Source organism: Oscillochloris sp. ZM17-4 (genome assembly GCF_019599295.1).
Lineage (GTDB): Bacteria > Chloroflexota > Chloroflexia > Chloroflexales > Chloroflexaceae > Oscillochloris.
In genome coordinates this window covers 106,139-125,363 of record NZ_JAIEWN010000012.1, presented here as the reverse complement: position 1 = coordinate 125,363, position 19,225 = coordinate 106,139, and the positions used below count along the sequence as shown (strand labels likewise).

The window sequence follows — 19,225 nt, the reverse complement described above, 5'->3', positions numbered from 1 at the left end:
TGCCGGGGGCGTTTAGACTCCCTCAAGCAGGTGGCTGAGGCCGGGGGCGATGGCGGCGAGCTCGGGGGGCAGGGCGTCGCCGCGCATGATCGCCTGGCCGAGGACGGAGCTCTTGAAGAGCAGCAGCTCGCGCTCGATCTCGCTGCCCATGGACACATCGCGCTGGATCTTGCCGTCGCGGATGGTGATCACGCGCTGGGCGGCGGCGGCCACCTCGGTGTTATGGGTGACGAGCACCAGGGTCAGGCCGCGCTCCTGGTTGAGCCGGGCGAAGAGGGCCATGATATCGGCGGTGGTGGCGCTATCGAGGTTGCCGGTGGGCTCGTCGGCCAGGACGATCGCCGGCTCGTTGGCCAGGGCGCGGGCGATCGCCACGCGCTGGCGCTCGCCGCCGGACATCTGGCTGGGCAGGTGGTCGGCGCGATGCGCCAGGCCCACCAGGTCGAGCAGATCGACGGCGCGGGCGCGGCGCTTTTTGCCGCCTATGCGCAGCTCGTACATGGGCACCTCGACATTCTCGCGGGCGGTGAGGGTGGGCAGCAGGTTATGGCTCTGGAAGACGAAGCCGATCGTCTTGCCGCGGAAGCTGTCGAGGTTGCGCACCTGGGTTAGGGGCGTGCCGTCGATGATCACCTCACCGGAGCTGGGTGTGTCCAGCGCGCCGATCAGGTTGAGCAGGGTGGATTTGCCGGAGCCGGAGGGGCCGATGATCGCCAGGATCTCGCCGGCGGTCACCTTCAGGTCAACTCCGTCGAGGGCGCGCACGGGAACCCGCTCGCCAAACACGCGGGTGAGGCCGCGGGTCTCTAGGACGATATGATCGGACATGGGGGATTCTCCTGTGTCGGGATGTGTGGCCTTGTAGGGCCGAAGCATTCGCGGTTGTCGCGGAGCGACAACCGCGAATGCTTCGGCCCTACGGGTTTTGCCGATCACTCATACCGCAGCGCCTCGAGCGGGCTGAGGCGCACCGCGCGCCACGCCGGCAGCAGGCCGCCGATCACGCCGAGGCTGAGGGCCATGGCCACGGCGAGGCCGAAGGTGGCTGGGCTATAGCTCGGCGCGAGCATGTCGCCGTAGTCGGGGGTGAGGGTGAAGAGCCAGTTCAGGGCCAGGCCCAGGCCGGCCCCGGCCACCGCGCTGACGGCGCAGAGCGTGAGCGACTCGCCGAGCACGGTGCCCAGGATGCGCCGGCGGCCCCAGCCGAGGGCGCGCAGCACGCCGATCTCCTGGGTGCGCTCGAAGACGCTCATCATCATGACGTTCATCATCACGATCCCGCCCACCAGCACCATCAGGGCCATGAGCGCGTTCATCGTCGCCGTGGTGGTGGCGAAGTCCTGCATGCGCTCGGTCAGGTCGGCGGTGGGGCTGGCCATAATGTCGGGGTAGCGCTGCTCCATGCTGCGGGCCACGGCGTCGGCCTGGCTGCTGTCGTGCAGGGTGATGCCGACGAAGGAGACCTGGCGCTGCTTGCCGAAGATGCGCTGGGCCTCGCGCAGCGGGATGACCGCGCCGGCGTCCTCGAATGCCGCCCCGGTCTCGTAGATGCCGACGATCTCGAAGCTGCCCCCGCCGAAGCGCAGGCTGTCGCCGACAGACTTCTTCAGGCTGTTGGCGGCCAGGCGGCCGAGGATCAGCTCGCCGGGGCGCTGGAGCGGCCGGCCCTCCTGGACGGCGTAGTGGGCCGCGTAGCTCTCGCGCGGGTCGAGGCCGTAGACGATGAAGAAGGGCAGGCCGGGCACGGCGGTGGTGCCGAAGACCAGGCCGGAGAGGTTTTTGACCGCCGGGTCGAGCCGCAGCTGGCTGACGGTGCGCTCGTCGATCGCCGAGAACATCGAGTCGGAGGCGTTGGCCTGCTCGATGATGATGTCGGCCTGGCCGGCGCTGAGCAGGCTGGTGATCATCACCTTGGAGCCCTCGACGATCCCGCTGAGCGCGATCACGAAGCCGACGCCGAGCCCGAGTCCGAGGACGGTCATCAGAGTGCGGGCCGGGCGGCGCAGCAGGTTGCGCGCGGCGTTGAAGCGGAACACCCGGCTGAGCAGGCGGGCCACGAGCCCGAGCTTCACCGCCGCGCCGCTCTCGGAGCGCATGGCCTCCAGGGGCGCCAGCCGCGCCGCGCGCCAGGCCGGGTAGCCGCCGCCCACCAGGCCGAGCACCAGGGCCACCACAAAGGCCTGCGCCCCGGTGGCCGGGTCCATGCCGCCGCTGAGCAGGCCGGCCACCGCCGGGGCCTGGCTGGCCAGGGCGATGGTGCCCGCGCCCAGGCCCAGGCCGATCGCCCCGCCGATGATCGACTGGATCAGCGCCTCGGCCAGGATCATACGCACCACCCGCCATCGCCGCCAGCCCATTGCCCGCAGCACGCCGATCTCGCGGGTGCGCTCGAACACGCTCATCAGCATGGCGTTCATCATGCCCAGCCCGCCCACCAGGATAGCGAAGACGCCCAGCACCCAGCCCATCGAGCGGTAGATCTTGAGCATCTCGTCCTGCGAGGTCGCCTCGCCCGAGCGGGTCACGCCCAGGTTCTCCCAGCGCGACTCGATCTCCGCACGGACCGCCTCGCGGTACGAAGGGTTGTCGAGCTGGAGCTTGAAGTAGCTGACCTGGCGGCGCTTATCGAAGGCGCGCTGGGCGTCCTCCAGGCCGATCACCGCGCCGTTATCCTCGAAGTTCTGGCCGGTCTCGTAGATGCCGACGACGTGGTAGCTGATGTCGTTGATGCGGAACGTATCGCCGACGGCCTTCTTCAGGTTCTCGGCGCTCTGGCGGCCGAGCATGATCTCGCGCTTGGCGGCCACCTGGCGGCCGGCGAGCAGCTTATAGCGCTTGATCGCGAAGGAGCGCGGGTCCTCGCCGGCCACCAGGAAGTAGGGCGACTCGGGCATCTGCACGATGCCCACGGTCGTCCCGGCCACGGCGGCCACCCCGCGGATCTGGCGGATCTCGTCGCCGATGCCCTCGTCGAGGGCGCCGACCATGATCATGACCGCGTCCTTCTGGCTGACCAGCAGGTCGGCGTCGGACGAGGCGCCGATCGCGCCGAAGCCGTCGGCCATGCCGTTGCCGAAGGCCGAGAGCACCACCACCGCCGCCACGCCGACGGCGATGCCGAGGGTGGTGAGCAGGGTGCGCGTCTTACGCCGCCACAGGTTCTTCAGGCTGAGCATACGTGTGATCCCATGTGAGTAGGGGCGCAGCAGCAGCTGTGCTATACGTGCGAGCAAGGCCACAGGGGCTGCTGCGCCCTACGCGCCGATCGTCACCGTCGCCGTCATATTCCAGCGCAGGCGCGGGTCCCAGCTCTGCGGGCGGATCACCACAGTGTAGATCACGTCGCCCTGGTAGGTGCTGCCCAGCCCCTTGATGTCGGTCACCACGCCCTGGAGCGTCAGGTCGGGCAGCGCGTCGAAGCTGAGCGTCACCTGGTCGCCCAGGTTCACCGCCACGATGTCAAGCTCGGTCAGGTCGTTCGTCTCGACCTTCCAGTCCGAGGTGTCGGCCATGACGATAGCCGGCTCGGCGGGGGCGAGCTCGCCAGCCTTGAGGTTGATCGCGACGACGGTGCCGGCGAAGGGGGCGCGCAGGGTGGCCCGCTCCAGGGCCAGGTCGGCCTGGCGCACCGCCACCGAGGCGGCCTGCACCTGGGCGGCGGCCACGGCCAGGTCCACGTCGCGCGGGCCGGCCTGGAGCTGGCTCAGGTTGGCCTGGGCCTGCTGGACAGAGGCCTGGGCGGCGTCCAGCGCGCCGGCGCGGGCGTCGCCGGTGAGCCGGGCCAGGGCCGCCTCGGCGGCGGCGACGCGGGCGCGGGCGCCGGCGATCTGGTCGGCGTCGGCCCCGGCCAGCAGCAGGCTCAGGCTGGCCTGGGCCTGGCTCACGCGGGACTGGGCGCTCTGCACGCCGCTGACCTCGGCCTGATGGGCGTTCTCTAGCGCCACCTGGGCCTGCCCCAGGGCCGCCTCGGCGCTGCCCACCGCGCGCTGGGCGCTCTCCTCGGCGTCCTTCTGGGCCTGGGGCAGGTCGCCGGGCTGGGACTCGGCCTTGCGGTTCTCCCAGTAGATCCGGCTGTAGGCATCCTGGGCGTCGCGCAGCGTGTTGGCGGCCTGGGCGACGGCGAGATCAGCCTGGCTCTTCGCCGCCGAGAGCGCGTCGCGCTGGGTCTGGAGGTCGGCCTGGGCCTGGGCGAGGCCGGCGCGGGCCTGCGTCACCTCGTCATCCTTGGGGCCGGCTTGGAGGCGGGCCAGGGTCGCGCGGGCCTGGGCGAGGTCGGCGCGGGCGGCGGCGAGGTCGCTGGCGCTGACGCCGCCATCCACCTGGCGGGCGCCGGCCTGGGCCTGGGCCACGCCGGCCTCGGCGGCGACGATAGTGTCGGGCGCGGCGCCGGCGGCCAGCTGCTCGTAGGCGGCCTGTGCCTGGGTGAGGGCGGCGCGGGCCTGCTCGGCGCCCAGCGCAAGCTCGGCGCTGTCGAGCTGGGCCAGCGCGTCCCCGGCGGCCACCTGGTCGCCCTCGGCCACCATGATCTGGCCTACCAGACCGGCGCTCAGGAAGCGCAGCTCGGCGCTGCGGGCGGGCATGATCTTGCCGTCGGCGACCACGCGCGGCGGCGGGGGCGCGGCGACGGGCGCGGCGGTCGGCTCGGCGGCCGCGCCGCCGAAGCCCGCGCAGCCGCTCAGCAGCAGGCCGATCGCCGGGAGCAGCCAGAGGTGATTGACTCGCAGGCGCATCATAGACCTCCGTGTTCAAATAGCAAACCGACTAGTCGGTCAGTTATATAGTACACCCGCACATGAGCGGTGTCAAGAGCGCAGCGCGCAGCGCGCTGCGCGCGATTGGGCGCACCAATGCTGGATCAGGCGCTCTGCCCGCTACTATAGGATACCGCACACAGCAACATCAAGGCGTGAAAGATCTGCCCCCCTATGGTTATGGTTGTATACGGTCAAGGGGTGGGGATCGCCCCAACCCCCAACCCCCAACCCCCAACCCCCAACCCCTATGCTATAATGCGCCACAGAGCATGCCGCACGCCTGTGCGAGGAGCGCGTATGTCCGAGGATCGCCTGGTCAACCCCAACCCCGACGGCGACGACCAGCAGGTCGAGAAGAGCCTGCGCCCGCGCTCGCTGGCCGAGTTCATCGGCCAGGAGAAGACGGTCGGGCAGCTGAAGATCGCCATCGCCGCCGCGAAGGCCCGCAGCGACCCGCTCGACCACACCCTCTTCTACGGGCCGCCCGGCCTCGGCAAGACCTCGCTGGCCGGCGTGATCGCCCAGGAGATGGGCGTGAAGATCAAGATCACCAGCGGGCCGGCGATCGAGCGCGCCGGCGACCTGGCCGCCGTCCTGACGAACCTGCAGCAGGGCGATGTGCTCTTCATCGACGAGGTCCACCGGCTGAACCGCGCGGTCGAGGAGGTGCTCTACCCGGCGCTGGAGGACTTCGCGCTGGACCTGATGGTGGGCAAGGGGCCGAGCGCGCGCAGCCTGCGCCTGAGCCTGCCGCGCTTCACGGCGATCGGGGCGACCACCCGGCTGGCCCTGCTGACCTCGCCCCTGCGCGACCGCTTCGTGTCGGTCCACCGGCTGGTGTTCTACGACGACGAGGCGATGCGCGAGATCGTGTCCCGCTCGGCGGGGATCCTGGGCATGCCGATCAGCGACGCGGGCGCTCTGGAGATCGGCCGGCGCGCCCGCGGCACGCCGCGCATCGCCAACCGCCTGCTGCGCCGCGTGCGCGACTACGCCCAGGTGATCGCCGACGGCACGATCGATGTGCCGGTGGCCCGCGCGGCGCTTGAGCAGCTTGAGGTGGACGAGCTCGGCCTCGACGAGAACGACCGGCGGCTGCTGCACGCGATCATCGAGCTGTTTAACGGCGGGCCGGTGGGCCTGAGCACCCTGGCCGCCGCCCTGGCCGAGGAGGTGGACGCCGTCGAGGATGTGTACGAGCCCTTCCTGCTCCAGCTCGGCTTCCTCCAGCGCACCCCCCGCGGCCGGATCGCCACCCGCCGGGCCTACGAGCACCTGGGGGTCCCCTACACCGATCGCGGCTCCCCCGGCGACGCCCCGGGCGGCCCCCAGCAGGGGCGGTTGTTTTGACACACACGTAGGGACGCAGCAGCAGAAAGCGGGCCGTCGCTACGCGACGGCCCGCTTTCTGCTGCTGCGTCCCTACGCCCGCGCGTCGATGATCGTGATCTCGGGCTCGCCGCCGCCGCGCGCGGGCGCGGGCAGGGCGGCCGGCGGCCCCTCGCGGCGGCGGCGGCTGAGGCTCTGCTCGGGGCTGCGGCTCATCGCGGAGCCGAAGCCGAAGGCCGGGCGCTCCTTGGCGACGCCGATCGGGGTGAAGGGGTGCTCGATCTCGACCCGGTCGAGGATCTCCTTCACGTCGATGTCAGTCAGCTCGTTGCGCAGGATGAGCGCCTCGGCGACCGCGATCACCGCCTCGCGGTTATTCTCGATCAGCTGCTTCACCTCGTTGAACTGCTGCTTGATGATCGCCTCGATGCGCGGCTTGATGTCCGGCGCCGAGAGTCCCTGGAGGCCGAAGAGCAGGTAGGAGAAGTAGCTCTCGTCCATGCCGTAGGCGCCCACCATCATCGCCGCCTGGTAGGTGGCCTGCTGCAGGTCGCCGGTGACGCCGCTCATCTGGATGCCCAGGAACAGCTCCTCGGCGGCGCGGCTGCCCATCGAGATCTTGATCCGGTCGAGCAGCTCGTCCTTGGTGCGGGTGTGGATCTCCTCCTCGGGCTTCCAGGCCGCGAAGCCCAGGGCGCTGCCGTGGCGGACGATCGTCACCTTGGTGAGGCGCTCCTTCTTGAGCAGCTTGACCATGGCGTAGGCGTGGCCGGCCTCGTGGTAGGCGATCCGCCGGCGCTCCTCGTAGGACATGCTGCGGATGGGCTGCTTGAGGCCCCACTCGTGCATCTCGCGGGCCTGGGTGAAGTCCCAGTAGTTGATCGCGGCGCGCCCGTCGAAGTGGGCGTGGATGGTCGCCTCGTTGACGCAGTACTTGATCGCCACCGGCGTGTAGCCGATCGTGTCCGAGACCATGCGGTTGAGCGGCATGGGCTCGTGCTTGACCTTGCCGAGGTAGTACTCAAGCACCTCGCGGCGGCCGTCGGCGTCGGGCGGCTCGACGGCGATCTTGCGGTCGAAGCGGCCGGGGCGCAGCAGCGCGGCGTCGAGCGACTCGGCCACGTTGGTGGCGGCCATCGTCAGCACCGGGGGCATCTCGGTCTTGCTGCGGCGCAGGCGCAGCAGCCGCAGGAGCTTGCCCCAGCTGCTATCCTGCGGCGGCGGGTCCATCTGGAGCAGCAGCTCGTTGAGGATGCCGCTGCCGCCGCCCATGCCCATCCCCATGCCCATCATGACATTGCTGCGGCTGCCGGCCTGAGCGTTCGTGTCCATGCCGAGCGCGCCGCCGCCGGCCATGCTCGCGCTGCGGGCGCCGCCGACGGCGTCGATCTCATCGATGAAGAGGATGCATGCGCCGTACTCGCGGGCGAAGCGGCGGGCCTTGCGGTACAGGTTCATCACCTTGATGTTGCCCATGCCCATGAAGGCCGACTGCAGCGAGGGTGCGCTGAGGTAGCCGAAGGGCACGCCGGCCTCGGTCGAGATCGCCTGGGCCAGGTAGCTCTTGCCGGTGCCGGGCGGGCCGATCAGCAGGATTCCGCGCGTCACCTCGCCGCCCATCTGCTTGAACTCCTTGGCCCCCTTCAGCAGGGTGACGACGCGCCGCGCCGCCTCAAGCACCTCGGGGTTGCCCTGGTAGTCCTTGAAGCTGATGCCCGTCTCGCCCGGCTTCACCCAGTAGATCCGAGTGCGCGCCATGAAGAAGTACATCAGGAAGAACTGGAAGCCGATGAAGAAGAAGAGGTATGCCGCCATCGGCAGGAACTGGAGGATCATCGGGCCGAGGCTGCCCGAGAAGACCACGTCGAACAGCTGCGGGAGTAGGTTGAGCGCCAGCCAGATCCCGGCCGCGATGAAGATCAGCGTGCGGACGAAGCGAAAGAGCTTCCAGTTCCAGCGGTGGAAGAGCTTGTCGATCTTCTTGTCCAGCTCGCGGTCGGCTTCGTCACGATGCTGTCCATCGTTGTTGGGGCGGTAGGGCTCGATTGCCATGGGCATACTCCAGTTCTGGCGAGGGGGCTGCGGTGGGTCGGTATGATCTTAGGGAAGCGGATTTTTTTAATTGTCCCATCGTGACGCGTGATCCGTGACGCGTGACCGAGCTACGGATCACGCATCACGCAGCTATCGGGATATTTAAATTCTTCCGCTTCCCTTACTGAATGTTCGCGATCTTGCCGCTCTGGTCGACGGTGAAGACAAAGGAGAGCGTGCCGCTATTGTTGGACTGAGCGGACCTGACGTCGACGGCGTAGAAGTACATCTTCTGCGCGTCCTTGAGCGTGACGCCGCCGATATAGGAGAAGCCCGTGTAGGTCTGCCCGCTATCGCGCGCGCTCTGCATCTGTGAGGCCAGCTGGTCCCGCGAGGTGCCCTTATCGATCAGGGATGCCTGGAAGCGGGGGCTGAAGGAGTCCCACATCATATCGGCGTCGAAGGTGGCCTGCCCGCGCAGGAAGGACTCGACGGCGGCGGCGGCCGGGATGGGCGGCGGGCGGCTGTCTGTGATCTTCGCGGCGAAGAATGGGGCGACCAGGGCGATTGTCTCAAGCCCGATCACCCCGACCAAAAAGAGCGTGAGCAGCACCCAGCCCAGGCGCGGCCGGATCACATCCCCGGCGAGGATTAGCCCGCGGGCGACGCGGCGCAGCACGAGGCGGGTTGCGCGCTCAACGGTGCCTTGGGGGTAGCTCGGGGGGGCTGCGATCTGATGCTCAGGGGGGGCTGGCTGGAACTGAGGCGCATAGGGCGCACGCTGGGGCGCGGGGGCTGCCTGCTGATCGCGCTGGTCTTCCATACAGGAACCACCTTCGTCGTCAGTGTTGCTCGTGCCGACTCACACGCGCCCGGCGCGATGATCGTCGGGAGGCGCGCGGTGCATATCAGAGGGCCGTCTGGGAGATATGCGCCGTACACGCGCTGTACACGCATAGTGCATAACCGGTGCAGCTGGTATAAACTAAGTATACCCAAGGTGCGGATCGAGATCAAGCAATTATAATGAGAAGATTATGAGGGCATCATTTCGTCATCGCAGCACCATCGGCGACATGCTCGCCACCGGCGTGCTGCTCGCCTACCTCTGGCTGGCCTGGGGCGCGGAGGCGGGCGGCGGGGCCGGGCCGGCGCTCGACAGGGTGTGGGCGGCGGCGCAGGCGCGGGGCAGCCTGCGGGTCGCGGTCGATGTGGGCTTCCGGCCATTCGTCGAGCAGCGCGACGGCGATCTGGCGGGCTACGACGTGGACCTGGCGCGGGCGGTGGCCGGGCGGCTGGGGCTGCGGGCGGAGTTCGTGCCGATCGGCTTCGACGCGCTCTACAACGCCCTGGTGAGCGACCAGGCCGACATGATCGCCTCGGCCCTGCCCTACGCGCCCGAGGAGGGCGAGCGCGCCCGCTTCAGCAGCTTCTACTTCGACGCCGGCCAGGTGCTGCTCGTGCCCGAGGGGTCGCCCGTCGCCGGGGCCGCCGACCTGGCCGGCCGTCGGGTGGGCGTGGCCCTGGGCAGCGACGCCGACGCCCTGGCCCGCCGCCTGGCCCTGGCCACGCCGAGCATCGACCTGCGCTCGACCTACGACGAGCCCGGCCAGGCGATCGCCGACCTGCGGGCGGGCCGGCTCGACGCGGCGATCTGCGACAACGTCAGCGCCCTGGCCGCCGCGCAGTCGGCCCCCGGCCTGCGCATCGCCGCCGCGCTCAGCTCGCAGCCCTACGCCCTGGCCGTGCCCGCCTCGGCATTCCAGCTCCAGGCCGAGGTCAACCGCGCCCTCGCCGAGCTGCGCGCCGAGGGGCTGTTCGAGGAGCTGAACCGGCGCTGGCTGCGGTAAGGGCGCAGCAGCGCCGCGCTGCTGCGCCCTTACGAATCGGTGGCGGCGTAGCGCTAATAGCTATAGCCGCCCTCAAGGCGGGCGTTATTCAGCACCACGCCGATGATATTCGCCTTGACCTTCTCCAGGATCTGGCGGGCCTCGCGGGCGCGGTCGCGGCGGGTGTGGCCGGCCTGGAGCACGAGGAGCACCCCGTCGGCCTGGGGGGCGAGGACGGCGGCGTCGGTGACGGCGACCACCGGGGGTGTGTCGATCAGCACGATGTCGGCCGTGGCGCGCAGGCGGTCGAGCAGGGCGACCATGCGCCGCGAGCCGAGCAGGTCGGCGGGGCGGGGTGGCAGCGGGCCGCTGGACAGCAGGCTCAGGCCGTTCACGGCGGTGGCCTGGATGGGCAGCGCGCCCTCGCCCTCCAGGATGGCGCTAGTCAGGCCCAGCTCGTTGCTCAGGCCGAAGATGCTGTGCAGGCTGGGCCGGCGCAGGTCGCAGTCCACCAGCAGCACGCGCTGCTCGGCCTGGGCCATCGTCACGGCGAGGTTGGCCAGGGCGATGCTCTTGCCCTCGTCGGGGGCGGTGCTGGTGACGAGCAGCGTCTTCAGCGGGCGGTCGAGGCTCGAGAACTGGATATTGGTGCGCAGCGTGCGGTAGGCCTCGGCGGCGGCCGAGCCGGGGTCGCGCAGGGTGATCAGCGTGCGCTCGGGGGGCTGGGTGTTGGTAGACACGGCGTGCTCCTTATCGTGCTCGGCGGAGGGGTTTCAGGGGAGGCGTCGCCTCCCCTGGCCCCACCACAGGGATGGCGCCGAGGGTGGTCAGGCCCACGAAGCGCTCGACATCCTCGCTGCTCTTGAGGGTGTCGTCGACATACTCCAGGATGTAGGCCAGCAGGACGCCGATCACCAGGCCGAGGATGCCGCCGGCCAGGACATTGATCTTGGTGTTTGGGCTCATGCTGAGCAGGCGGGCCTCCTGGATGCGGGTGACGTTGATCCGCGCGGTGCCCTCCAGGCTAGCGTTGATCCGGTTCACCTCAGCGATCATACGGTCGCCGACGGCGTTGGCCATCGCCTGGGCCTGGGCGAGCTGAGGTGCGTCCACCTCGATCACGATCTTCTGCTCGTCGGGCAGCGGCTGGATGTTCACGTCGGCCATCCACTTCTCGCCGCTGATGTCGAGGCCGAGGCTCTGGCTGATCTGGTCGAGCACGCCGGGCTGCATCACCAGCTCGCGGTAGCTGTTCATCGAGTTGCGCAGCACGATGTTCAGGCCGTTGTCGGCCTGGTTGGCCAGGGCCAGGTAGACCGCCTGCGAGCGGAAGGTGTGCGGCAGGACCTTGCTCACGCCGTAGGCGGCCACGGCGGCGGCGAGGGCGGTCAGGGCGATCACCCACCAGCGCTTGACGAGCACAGAGATATAGTCGCGCAGCTGCATAATGCCTACTCTTTCGGGATAGACGCGATCACGCGGACGCCGGTCCACTGCTCGGCCTGGGCCGGGCTGCGCAGGCGGTCGTCGAGGTAGTGGATCAGCATGGCCAGGCCGACGGCGACGGCCAGCCCGAGGGCGGCGCGCAGGGCGGCGCCGGTCAGGGCGGCGCGCGGGCCGCCGACGGTGCCGGCGGCCTGGGGCGGGTCGAGGGTGGCCACATCGAGCCCGCCCGCGCCGCGGCCCCAGTAGGACAGGCCCTTGGTGCGCAGGGCGTCGGTGGCCGCCGCCAGCACCGCCAGGGCCTGCTCGGGCGTGTCGGCCACGGCGCTGAGGTAGACCGAGCGGTGCAGCACGGTGGCGCTCAGGCCGCCCTGGATGCTGGCGGGCGACATGTCGCCCACGGCGGCGGAGATATCCTGGGCGAAGGCCGCGCTGGAGACCACCAGGGCCAGATCGTCGAGGATAAAATCGGTGGTCGTCCACGAGTAGCTATCGTTGAGGGCGGGCAGGCTGACGCCGGATGCGCCGGCGTCGAGCGGGCTGCGGGTGACCATCAGGCGCACGGTAGCCTGGTAGCGCGCGGGCTGGCGCAGGGCCAGGCCAAGGCTGATGCCGCCGGCGAGCAGGGGCAGCAGCAGGATTATCGGCCAGAAGCGGCGCAGGATGGCGAGGTAGGCGCGAAGTTGCATAGATCCCTATGGCGTAAGGGCGCAGCAGCGCCGCGCTGCTGCGCCCTTACAACGATGGCGGGCCGCTCGCGGCCACAGCCTGATCGATCACGCCGCGCATGCGGGCCAGAAAGAGGCCGAGGCCAAAGCCCTCGGCGTACTGGCGGATGGCGGCCGGGTCGTAGACATCGACGTGGGAGGCGGCCACGGCGGCGGCGAGGGCGGCGGCGCTCTGCTCATAGAAGAAGCGCCCGGTCACGCCGTCGATCACCGTCTCCAGGGCGCCGCCGGCGCCGTAGGCGATCACCGGGCGCCCGGCGGCCATGGCCTCCAGGGGGGTGATGCCGAAATCCTCCTCGCCGGGGAAGATGAAGGCCCGGCAGCCGGCGAAGAGGCGGTGGCGGGTCGGCTCATCGACCCAGCCGAGGAACTCGATATTCGGCCCGGCCATGCGCTCCAGGCGCTGGCGGTCGCGCCCGTCGCCAAAGATCTTCAGGGGCAGGCGCAGGCGGGTGAAGGCCTCGACGATCAGCTCGATCCGCTTGTAGGGGATGAGCCGCCCGCCCGCCAGGTAGAAGTCGCCGGCGGGCTGCGGCATCGCCGGCGGCAGATCCACCGGCGGCGGGATGACCGTCGCCTCGCGGCCGTAGTAGCGGCTGATGCGGCCGGCCACCTCGCGCGAGTTGGCCACGAAGGCGTCCACCCGCGCGTTGGAGACCGAGTCCCACAGGCGCATGTAGGTGAGCAGGAAGGGCAGGATCGCGCCCTGGACGCCGCTGATCTGCTCGCGGGCGACGTAGTCGCGGGTGCGCCAGGCGAAGCGCATGGGCGTGTGACAGTAGCAGAGGTGGACGGCGCCGGGGCGCGGGATGACCCCCTTGGCGTAGGCGCTGCTGCTGCTAATGATCAGGTCGTAGTCGCTCAGGTCGAAGCTCTCGAAGGCGCTCGGGTAGAGCAGGAAGTAGCGACGAAAGTGCTTGCGCCAGCCGGGGATGCCCTGCATAAAGGAGGTGCGGATGTCCCACTCCCGGTAGTGGTCGGGCATAGCGTCGGGGTCATAGATCGAGGTGTAGACCGGCGCGTCGGGGTAGAGCAGATGCAGCGCCTCGAGCACGCGCTCGGCGCCGCCATACTGGTTCAGGTAGTCGTGGGCGAGGGCGACGCGCATCGTTCTTGCCTGTGGCGGCGGGGCGACAGGGGTGGAGCCGCCGTGGCTCGCTGCGATAAGCTGTACCGAACCGTGCATAGGCTCCCGCGCCCCTCCCTGGCCGCCGCTGCGGCAGCGCCATAGGATAGCATATCTTCGCCCGCGCGTTGCAAAAGCTCGGGGGCTATGCTATCCTATGCGCGGCGGGAGCCGGTAGCATAATGGATAATGCCTCGGTCTTCGGAACCGATGATTGGGGGTTCGAGTCCCTCCCGGCTCGCCAAAGAGCCCGGCGCGTATATTATTCGCGCTAACAATTCGCTCTACATCGTTGCAGAAACCCCTCTACATAGCGCCGCAGAAACCCCTCTACATGGCCAGTATACGGCACTGTAGAGGGGTTTCTGTATAGCCGTGCTATAATCCAGCCGCCACGTGTGCTAACGCAAGAAGAGATCCCCCTGCCACAGGCGCTGATGCTGCTCAGCGGCGGCCTGGGCTATCGCCGAGGGCTATGACATGGTGGGGGCGCCACCCCGGAGCCTAGCACCGAGTACCGATTGTAGATTGCAGATGAGCCCAACGACCCAATTCAGCATTCAGCATTCAGCATTCACCATTTGCAGCAAGGAGCCCCGATGTCCACGCGTACCCTCGGCATGATCACGCTCGTCGGCTACGTGCTGACGATCCTCGCCGCCAACCTGGCGATCACCTACCTCGGCATCGTCCCGGTCGGCCTTGGGCTGATGGCCCCCGCCGGCGTCTACTTCGCCGGCCTGGCCTTCTCGCTGCGCGACGCGCTCCAGGAGACCCTCGGCCGGCGCTGGGTGGTCGTGGCCATCCTGCTCGGCGCGGCGGTGTCGGCGGCGCTGAGCGCCCAGCTGGCCCTGGCCAGCGGCCTGGCCTTCCTCTTCAGCGAGCTGGCCGACTTCGTGGTCTACACGCCCCTGCGCCAGCGCAGCTGGCTCGGCGCAGTGGTCGCCTCCAACACCGTCGGCGCGGTGGTCGATAGCGCGCTCTTCCTCTGGCTGGCCTTCGGCTCGCTGGCGTTCCTCTCCGGCCAGATCGTCGGCAAGCTCTGGATGACCGCCCTGACCGTCGTGATCATCCTGGCCTGGCGGCGCGTCGCCGGCCGCGCCGCGCGGGAGGCGTGACATAGCCGATAGCCGATAGGCCGATATCTTCGGCTACGCTGTGGAGCACCTATGCACACCCTGCTGATCACCGACCGCGATATCACCTACGACGGGCGCCAGCTGGCGCCGCACTGGATCTATCGCCAGTTCGACCTGATGGGCGACGCGGCGGTGGCCTTCATCGGGCCGTGTCAGGTTGACCTGAGCGAGATGGTCGACATCGAGGATGTGAAGGCCCAGGCGCCGATCTTCAGCCCGCGCATGCTCCACATCATCGCGGAGTTCTTCTCCAGCAACCTGCACACGACGGTCTACCGCCAGCGGCTGCTGATTGTGACGGCCAAGGAGATCCTGGAGCGGCTGACGGATCGCCCCGTGACTCGTAAGGGCGACGACCTCTACCTGCCGCGCGCCGACGGCTCGCCCGGCAAGCTCTCGGTCTCGATCGCCACCGCCAGCGCCACCTCGACGCTCATCCACACCGGGCTGAATATCGAGACCGAGGGGACGCCGGTGCCGACCGTGGGCCTGGCCGAGCTCGGCGTGGACCCGGCGGCCTTCGGGGCCGAGCTGCTGCGCCGCTATGCGGATGAGGTGGACGACATCTGGCTGGCCCGCTGTAAGGTGCGGGCGGCGGGGTGAGCATCACTGAGCCACTGAGCGTATGATGGCACTGATGACCGCATGCAAATCTCCTGCCATACTCCACGTTGTCGGTAGCTGACTGATCGGGAGGAGCCAGAGCCGATGCTGATCAATGACCTAGACACGCCAGCGCTGCTGATCGACCTGGATCTGATGGAGGCGAACATCGCCGCGCTCTTCGCGCAGCTGCGTCCGAGCGGCGTGCGCGTGCGCCCGCACCTGAAGACCGCCAAGTGCCCCGAGGTGGCGCGCATCCTCGCGGCGGCCGGGGCGCGCGGCTTCTGCGTGGCCAAGCTGGGCGAGGCCGAGGTGATGGCCGCCGCCGGCATCGACGACCTGCTGATCACCAGCGAGATCGCCGGGGCGCCCAAGCTGCGCCGGCTCGCCGCGCTCCACGCGGCGCACCCGCAGGTGCGCGTGGTGGTCGATAGCGTGGTTGGCGCACGGCTGCTCGACGCCGCTGTGTCCGGCGGCCCCACGCCGCTGGAGGTGCTGATCGAGCTGGATGTGGGCCAGGGCCGCTGCGGGACCGCCCCAGGCGAGCCGGCCCGCGCCCTCGCCAGGGCGATCGCCGGCCTGCCGCACCTGCGCCTGGTCGGCCTCCAGGGCTACGAGGGCCACCTCCAGCATATCGCCGACCACCGTGAGCGCGACGCGCGGGTGGACGCGGCGATGGCCCAGCTGACCGCAACCGCCGACCTGCTGCGCGCCGACGGGCACGCCATCGACCAGGTGACGACCGGCGGCACCGGCACCTGCGCCCGCTGCGCCGCCCACCCCGGCGTCACTGAGGTGCAGCCGGGCTCCTTCGTCTTCCTCGACCGGGCCTACCGCGACGCCCTCGGCCCGCAGGGCGGCTACGCCAACGCGCTGACCGTCCGCTCGACCGTGATCAGCCGGCCCGTCGCCGGGCGGGCGGTGCTCGACGCCGGGCTGAAGGCGCTGCCCACCGATATGGGGAACGCCGAGCCGGTCGGCCTGCCGGGCGTGAGCTACCGCCCCGGCGGCGACGAGCACGGCATCCTGAGCTGGGCCGACGACGCCGACCCGGGGCTGGCCATCGGCGACCGGGTCGCGCTCATCCCCGGCCACATCGACACGACCGTGAACCTCTTCGACGCCTACCACGCCCAGCGCGGCGGCGCGGTGGTCGAGATCTGGCCGATCGCCGCGCGTGGGCGGAGCCAGTAAAGGTGAAAGGGTGCGTTTCTACCTTTTACCTTTTACCTTTTACCTTTTACCTCGCTGAGAAGCAGCTCCAGCAGCCCCGCGATGTCCTTGGCGATCCGCGCGCCCTCGCCGCAGATGCCCCAGATCATGTTGTTGAGGTAGCGGAAGTCGTCGGTGAGGCCGAAGCAGGGCTTGCCCTGGGCGAACATGTAGCCCAGCTCCGCGCTGGTGCCCGAGTCCTGGTCGGCGCCGGTGAGCAGGGCCACGCACAGGTCGCAGGCGTCCAGCGCGGCGATGTCGTCGCGGAAGATGCGCGCCTGCGCGCCGGGCGCGGTGAAGTCGACCAGGCCGGCGTCGCGGTGGGGCAGGAAGGTCGCGTGGCCCGCGCCCTCCAGCGCCTCGGCGATGCGCTCCAGGTACCAGCGCTCGTGCGTGTTGAACAGCGGGCCGGCGATGTAGATGCGGGGCATAGGTGATTGCAGATTGCAGATTGCGGATTGCAGATTGCGCACAGCGCGCTGAACGCGAGTATAGCGCGACTTGGGCTACAATACCAGTATGACACGCCTGCTCATCCTCACATGCTCCGCCCGCAAGCGCGGCGGCCCCGAGCCCACCCCCGTTGTCGATCGCTACGATGGCCCGCTCTGGCAGGTGCTGCGCAGCTATCTGCGCGAGCAGCCCATGTTTGCGGCCGACCTCGCCATCTACGGCCTCTCCGCCGAGTTCGGCCTCATCCCCGGCGACCAGCGCATCCCGCACTACGACCGCACGATGGACCCTGAGCAGGCCGACGCGCTACGCCCCCAGGTGCTAGAAACGTTCGCCGAGCTGATGGGGCAGGGCTACGACCAGCTCTGCCTGGGCGTGAGCGACCGCTACCTGCGGGCGATGGAGGGGTGGCAGGCGCTCGCCCCTGCGGATGTCACCGTCAGGGTGACTGACGGGCCGATGGGGGCGAAGCTCGGCCAGCTGCGGGCCTGGCTGGAGGGCCGCGCGTGGGCGCCTGCGGAGCGCCCGGCCCACCTCGCCGCGCCCGCAGCGCCGCGCGGCGAGGTGGTGCTCGCGGGCGTCCGCCTCCAGCTCTCACGCGAGGATGTCGTTGCGCAGGGGCGGGCGGCGCTCGCCACGGACGGCGCGGGCGCGGGCCGCTACCGCGACTGGTACGTGCTGCTCGACGGCCGCCCGGTCGCCGCGAAGTGGCTGGCCGGCGTGATCAGCGGCCTGCCGACCTCGAAGTTTGACGCGGCCAACGCCCGGCGCGCCCTGCTGGCGCTGGGAGTCGATGTGGAGCGCGCGGTGTAGCCGGCGGGAAACATGAGCAGAAGGCATCCGCACGACGAGCTGCGCCAGCAGTGGTGCGCCGCCCCGCCGCACTTCCCCTCGGCGGCGAGCGCCGCGCCAGTCTACGCTATCGGGCTGCGCTGCGAGTACAGCAATCACGGGATGCCGCGCTCAATCTACGTGCGTGCCCCCGGTGACGCGCTGCCGATCAGCGTGCAGCGCCTGATCGCGCGCTTTCCGCAGCCTGCGCAGTAGGTGGAGCGCGCGCCTGTGACTCGATGTGGCAGTAGGCCCGGCCCTGGGCCACGGCGTTGATGTGGAGCGGGCGGTTTGAGCGAGGCGAACACAAACAACCCCTCGCAATGATCATCAAGATCGAATATAGTAGAAGGTAACATGTACACCGAGGAGGTTCCGATGAGCGACACAATGATCGCCATTGAGTTTCAGACTCAGATCAAAGACGGCGCGATTGAAGTCCCTATGGAGTATCGCGACCAACTCTCTGGCACGGTTCGGGTCATCATTTTGCGCACGGAGCACCGCAAGGCGAGTAACATTATCGAGCGGATGTTGCGCAATCCTATTCGTGACCCTACCTTTACGCCCCTGAGACGCGATGAGATCTATAACCGCCAGGGATAACCGGGCATCACCGTTCTCTGGAGCAGAGGCCACTCGTATGACCGAGACGACTCCCGCTTCCGCAGCCTTCCTTGATACCAATATCTGGCTCTATGCGTTTATCTCTGGACAAGACGCGCTGAAAGCTCAAAAAGCAAAGGCGCTGATTGCCGCTACCCAGCCGCTGTTCCTGAGCATCCAGGTAGTCAATGAGGTCTGCACTAACCTCATTCGTAAAGGACACACGCCCGAAACAGACATTCGAGATGTTATTGATGACTTCTATGCGCTCTATCAGGTCATCGATCTTGATCACCAGCAACTCCTTACCGCATCAGATCTTCGCAACCGCTATCCCCTCTCTTTTTGGGATAGCCTGATTATTGCGAGTGCGCTTCAGAGCGGCGTACCGACGCTCTATTCGGAAGACATGCAGCACGGGTTTGTGGTCGATCAGAAGCTGCGTATTGTAAACCCTTTTTTGCTTTGAACTTGTGTTGAACAAGACAACACGAGACCGGGAAGCAGACGCTTCCCGGTCTCGTGTTGTCTCGCCGCCGATCCTATGCCGCTACCTTGCGCTTCGTCGGGCGCTTGCGGTCTGACTTGCGGGTCAGCCCGATGATCTCGACTGCGGCGGAGTCGGGGCCATACTGCGCGATCACCTGGGCCTTCACGCCGAGGGCGATGTCGTGCAGGAAGTGGGCCGTGTCCTGCTCGACAGTACGGGCCTGGTTGAGGGCCTCCTCCGCGCGTACCGTGGTCTGCTCGGCCTGGGATAGGGATGCCTCGACCTGCTGCATGTTCGCGACGCTGTAGGTGCTGTTGAACGGCTGGTAGTCGCTCAGGCTCTGGATGGCCAGCAGCAGGGCGCGGTCGGCGGCGATGACGTCGGCTGGGATGCGGCTCTTTCGTGCAGCCAAGGGTCTGTCTCCTTTTGTGATGTGGGCTGCGGTGTGTGACGCCCAGTTGCGCACGGAGATATGATATGCATATCGGGGTTGAATTTGTAGTCCCCCAGAGGTACGCTGCTGGCTAGCCATAGGCTACGATGATGTCTAGTACTGATGGGCCATGTGTACGTGCCAACCTGAGGCTGAAGGCCAGGCGCGCCGAGCGTCATGCGCGCGTGAAGATCGAGGATGCACGCGTGAAGATC

20 protein-coding genes and 1 tRNA gene are annotated in these 19,225 nt (G+C 68.8%); 10 read left to right on the top strand and 11 right to left on the bottom strand.

Features of this window, described 5'->3' with window-relative positions:
* Positions 1 to 12: 12 nt before the first annotated feature.
* The 3 genes from K2Z83_RS11515 to K2Z83_RS11505 all read right to left on the bottom strand — a co-directional run bounded on the left by K2Z83_RS11515 (position 13) and on the right by K2Z83_RS11505 (position 4,733).
* Positions 13 to 828, bottom strand: coding sequence for an ABC transporter ATP-binding protein (locus K2Z83_RS11515; RefSeq protein ID WP_220595325.1), 816 nt, complete (start codon positions 826 to 828; stop codon positions 13 to 15).
* A gap of 104 nt (positions 829 to 932) precedes the next feature.
* The gene (locus tag K2Z83_RS11510; RefSeq protein ID WP_220595324.1) at positions 933 to 3,176 is read right to left on the bottom strand and encodes an ABC transporter permease; all 2,244 of its coding nucleotides are present in this window, start codon (positions 3,174 to 3,176) and stop codon (positions 933 to 935) included.
* Positions 3,177 to 3,254: 78 nt separating this feature from the next.
* Positions 3,255 to 4,733 (bottom strand): biotin/lipoyl-binding protein, encoded by a 1,479-nt coding sequence (locus K2Z83_RS11505; RefSeq protein WP_255603784.1) that lies wholly within the window; start codon positions 4,731 to 4,733, stop codon positions 3,255 to 3,257.
* A 318-nt stretch (positions 4,734 to 5,051) separates the two neighbouring features.
* On the opposite strand from K2Z83_RS11505, the gene ruvB reads away from it, so the two are divergent.
* Positions 5,052 to 6,104: a Holliday junction branch migration DNA helicase RuvB gene (ruvB, locus tag K2Z83_RS11500; RefSeq protein ID WP_220595323.1), complete on the top strand. Its 1,053-nt coding sequence runs from the start codon at positions 5,052 to 5,054 to the stop codon at positions 6,102 to 6,104.
* Positions 6,105 to 6,176: 72 nt separating this feature from the next.
* Here ruvB and K2Z83_RS11495 read toward each other — a convergent pair whose 3' ends face one another.
* Together K2Z83_RS11495 and K2Z83_RS11490 are read right to left on the bottom strand one after the other, a co-directional pair.
* Positions 6,177 to 8,135: an AAA family ATPase gene (locus K2Z83_RS11495; protein WP_220595322.1), complete on the bottom strand. Its 1,959-nt coding sequence runs from the start codon at positions 8,133 to 8,135 to the stop codon at positions 6,177 to 6,179.
* A gap of 163 nt (positions 8,136 to 8,298) precedes the next feature.
* The gene (locus tag K2Z83_RS11490) at positions 8,299 to 8,940 is read right to left on the bottom strand and encodes a hypothetical protein (RefSeq protein WP_220595321.1); all 642 of its coding nucleotides are present in this window, start codon (positions 8,938 to 8,940) and stop codon (positions 8,299 to 8,301) included.
* A 214-nt stretch (positions 8,941 to 9,154) separates the two neighbouring features.
* On the opposite strand from K2Z83_RS11490, the gene K2Z83_RS11485 reads away from it, so the two are divergent.
* Positions 9,155 to 9,967 (top strand): ABC transporter substrate-binding protein, encoded by an 813-nt coding sequence (locus K2Z83_RS11485; protein WP_220595320.1) that lies wholly within the window; start codon positions 9,155 to 9,157, stop codon positions 9,965 to 9,967.
* 53 nt (positions 9,968 to 10,020) lie between these two features.
* On the opposite strand, the gene K2Z83_RS11480 is transcribed toward K2Z83_RS11485, so the two are convergent.
* The 4 genes from K2Z83_RS11480 to K2Z83_RS11465 are packed head-to-tail and all read right to left on the bottom strand — an operon-like array spanning position 10,021 to position 13,225.
* Positions 10,021 to 10,686: a CpsD/CapB family tyrosine-protein kinase gene (locus K2Z83_RS11480; protein WP_220595319.1), complete on the bottom strand. Its 666-nt coding sequence runs from the start codon at positions 10,684 to 10,686 to the stop codon at positions 10,021 to 10,023.
* Positions 10,687 to 10,696: 10 nt separating this feature from the next.
* Positions 10,697 to 11,392: a YveK family protein gene (locus K2Z83_RS11475; protein ID WP_220595318.1), complete on the bottom strand. Its 696-nt coding sequence runs from the start codon at positions 11,390 to 11,392 to the stop codon at positions 10,697 to 10,699.
* Positions 11,393 to 11,397: 5 nt separating this feature from the next.
* Positions 11,398 to 12,078 carry a lipopolysaccharide biosynthesis protein gene (locus K2Z83_RS11470; RefSeq protein WP_220595317.1) on the bottom strand — a complete coding sequence of 227 codons (681 nt, stop codon included), beginning with the start codon at positions 12,076 to 12,078 and terminating at the stop codon, positions 11,398 to 11,400.
* Between the two features lie 46 nt (positions 12,079 to 12,124).
* Entirely contained in the window at positions 12,125 to 13,225 is a 1,101-nt protein-coding gene (locus tag K2Z83_RS11465; RefSeq protein ID WP_220595316.1) for a glycosyltransferase, read from the bottom strand.
* Positions 13,226 to 13,411: 186 nt separating this feature from the next.
* On the opposite strand from K2Z83_RS11465, the gene K2Z83_RS11460 reads away from it, so the two are divergent.
* From K2Z83_RS11460 to K2Z83_RS11445, 4 genes are all read left to right on the top strand, one after another.
* Positions 13,412 to 13,487 (top strand) — tRNA-Arg (locus K2Z83_RS11460).
* Positions 13,488 to 13,842: 355 nt separating this feature from the next.
* Positions 13,843 to 14,361 carry a VUT family protein gene (locus K2Z83_RS11455; RefSeq protein WP_220595315.1) on the top strand — a complete coding sequence of 173 codons (519 nt, stop codon included), beginning with the start codon at positions 13,843 to 13,845 and terminating at the stop codon, positions 14,359 to 14,361.
* 51 nt (positions 14,362 to 14,412) lie between these two features.
* Positions 14,413 to 14,985 (top strand): DUF366 family protein, encoded by a 573-nt coding sequence (locus K2Z83_RS11450; protein ID WP_220595314.1) that lies wholly within the window; start codon positions 14,413 to 14,415, stop codon positions 14,983 to 14,985.
* Positions 14,986 to 15,090: 105 nt separating this feature from the next.
* Positions 15,091 to 16,179, top strand: coding sequence for a DSD1 family PLP-dependent enzyme (locus K2Z83_RS11445; RefSeq protein ID WP_220595313.1), 1,089 nt, complete (start codon positions 15,091 to 15,093; stop codon positions 16,177 to 16,179).
* A 32-nt stretch (positions 16,180 to 16,211) separates the two neighbouring features.
* Here K2Z83_RS11445 and K2Z83_RS11440 read toward each other — a convergent pair whose 3' ends face one another.
* Complete coding sequence (locus K2Z83_RS11440) at positions 16,212 to 16,628, bottom strand: nucleoside 2-deoxyribosyltransferase (RefSeq protein WP_220595312.1); 417 nt, start codon at positions 16,626 to 16,628, stop codon at positions 16,212 to 16,214.
* An 88-nt stretch (positions 16,629 to 16,716) separates the two neighbouring features.
* Between K2Z83_RS11440 and K2Z83_RS11435 the strand changes: the two genes are divergently transcribed.
* The 4 genes from K2Z83_RS11435 to K2Z83_RS11420 all read left to right on the top strand — a co-directional run bounded on the left by K2Z83_RS11435 (position 16,717) and on the right by K2Z83_RS11420 (position 18,556).
* Complete coding sequence (locus K2Z83_RS11435; RefSeq protein WP_220595311.1) at positions 16,717 to 17,463, top strand: hypothetical protein; 747 nt, start codon at positions 16,717 to 16,719, stop codon at positions 17,461 to 17,463.
* Positions 17,464 to 17,475: 12 nt separating this feature from the next.
* Complete coding sequence (locus K2Z83_RS11430; RefSeq protein ID WP_220595310.1) at positions 17,476 to 17,697, top strand: hypothetical protein; 222 nt, start codon at positions 17,476 to 17,478, stop codon at positions 17,695 to 17,697.
* A gap of 162 nt (positions 17,698 to 17,859) precedes the next feature.
* Positions 17,860 to 18,087, top strand: a complete 228-nt coding sequence (locus K2Z83_RS11425; RefSeq protein WP_255603783.1) for a hypothetical protein — start codon at positions 17,860 to 17,862, stop codon at positions 18,085 to 18,087.
* Positions 18,088 to 18,124: 37 nt separating this feature from the next.
* Positions 18,125 to 18,556, top strand: coding sequence for a PIN domain-containing protein (locus tag K2Z83_RS11420; protein ID WP_220595309.1), 432 nt, complete (start codon positions 18,125 to 18,127; stop codon positions 18,554 to 18,556).
* 73 nt (positions 18,557 to 18,629) lie between these two features.
* Here K2Z83_RS11420 and K2Z83_RS11415 read toward each other — a convergent pair whose 3' ends face one another.
* Complete coding sequence (locus K2Z83_RS11415; RefSeq protein WP_220595308.1) at positions 18,630 to 18,989, bottom strand: hypothetical protein; 360 nt, start codon at positions 18,987 to 18,989, stop codon at positions 18,630 to 18,632.
* Positions 18,990 to 19,225 lie beyond the last annotated feature (236 nt).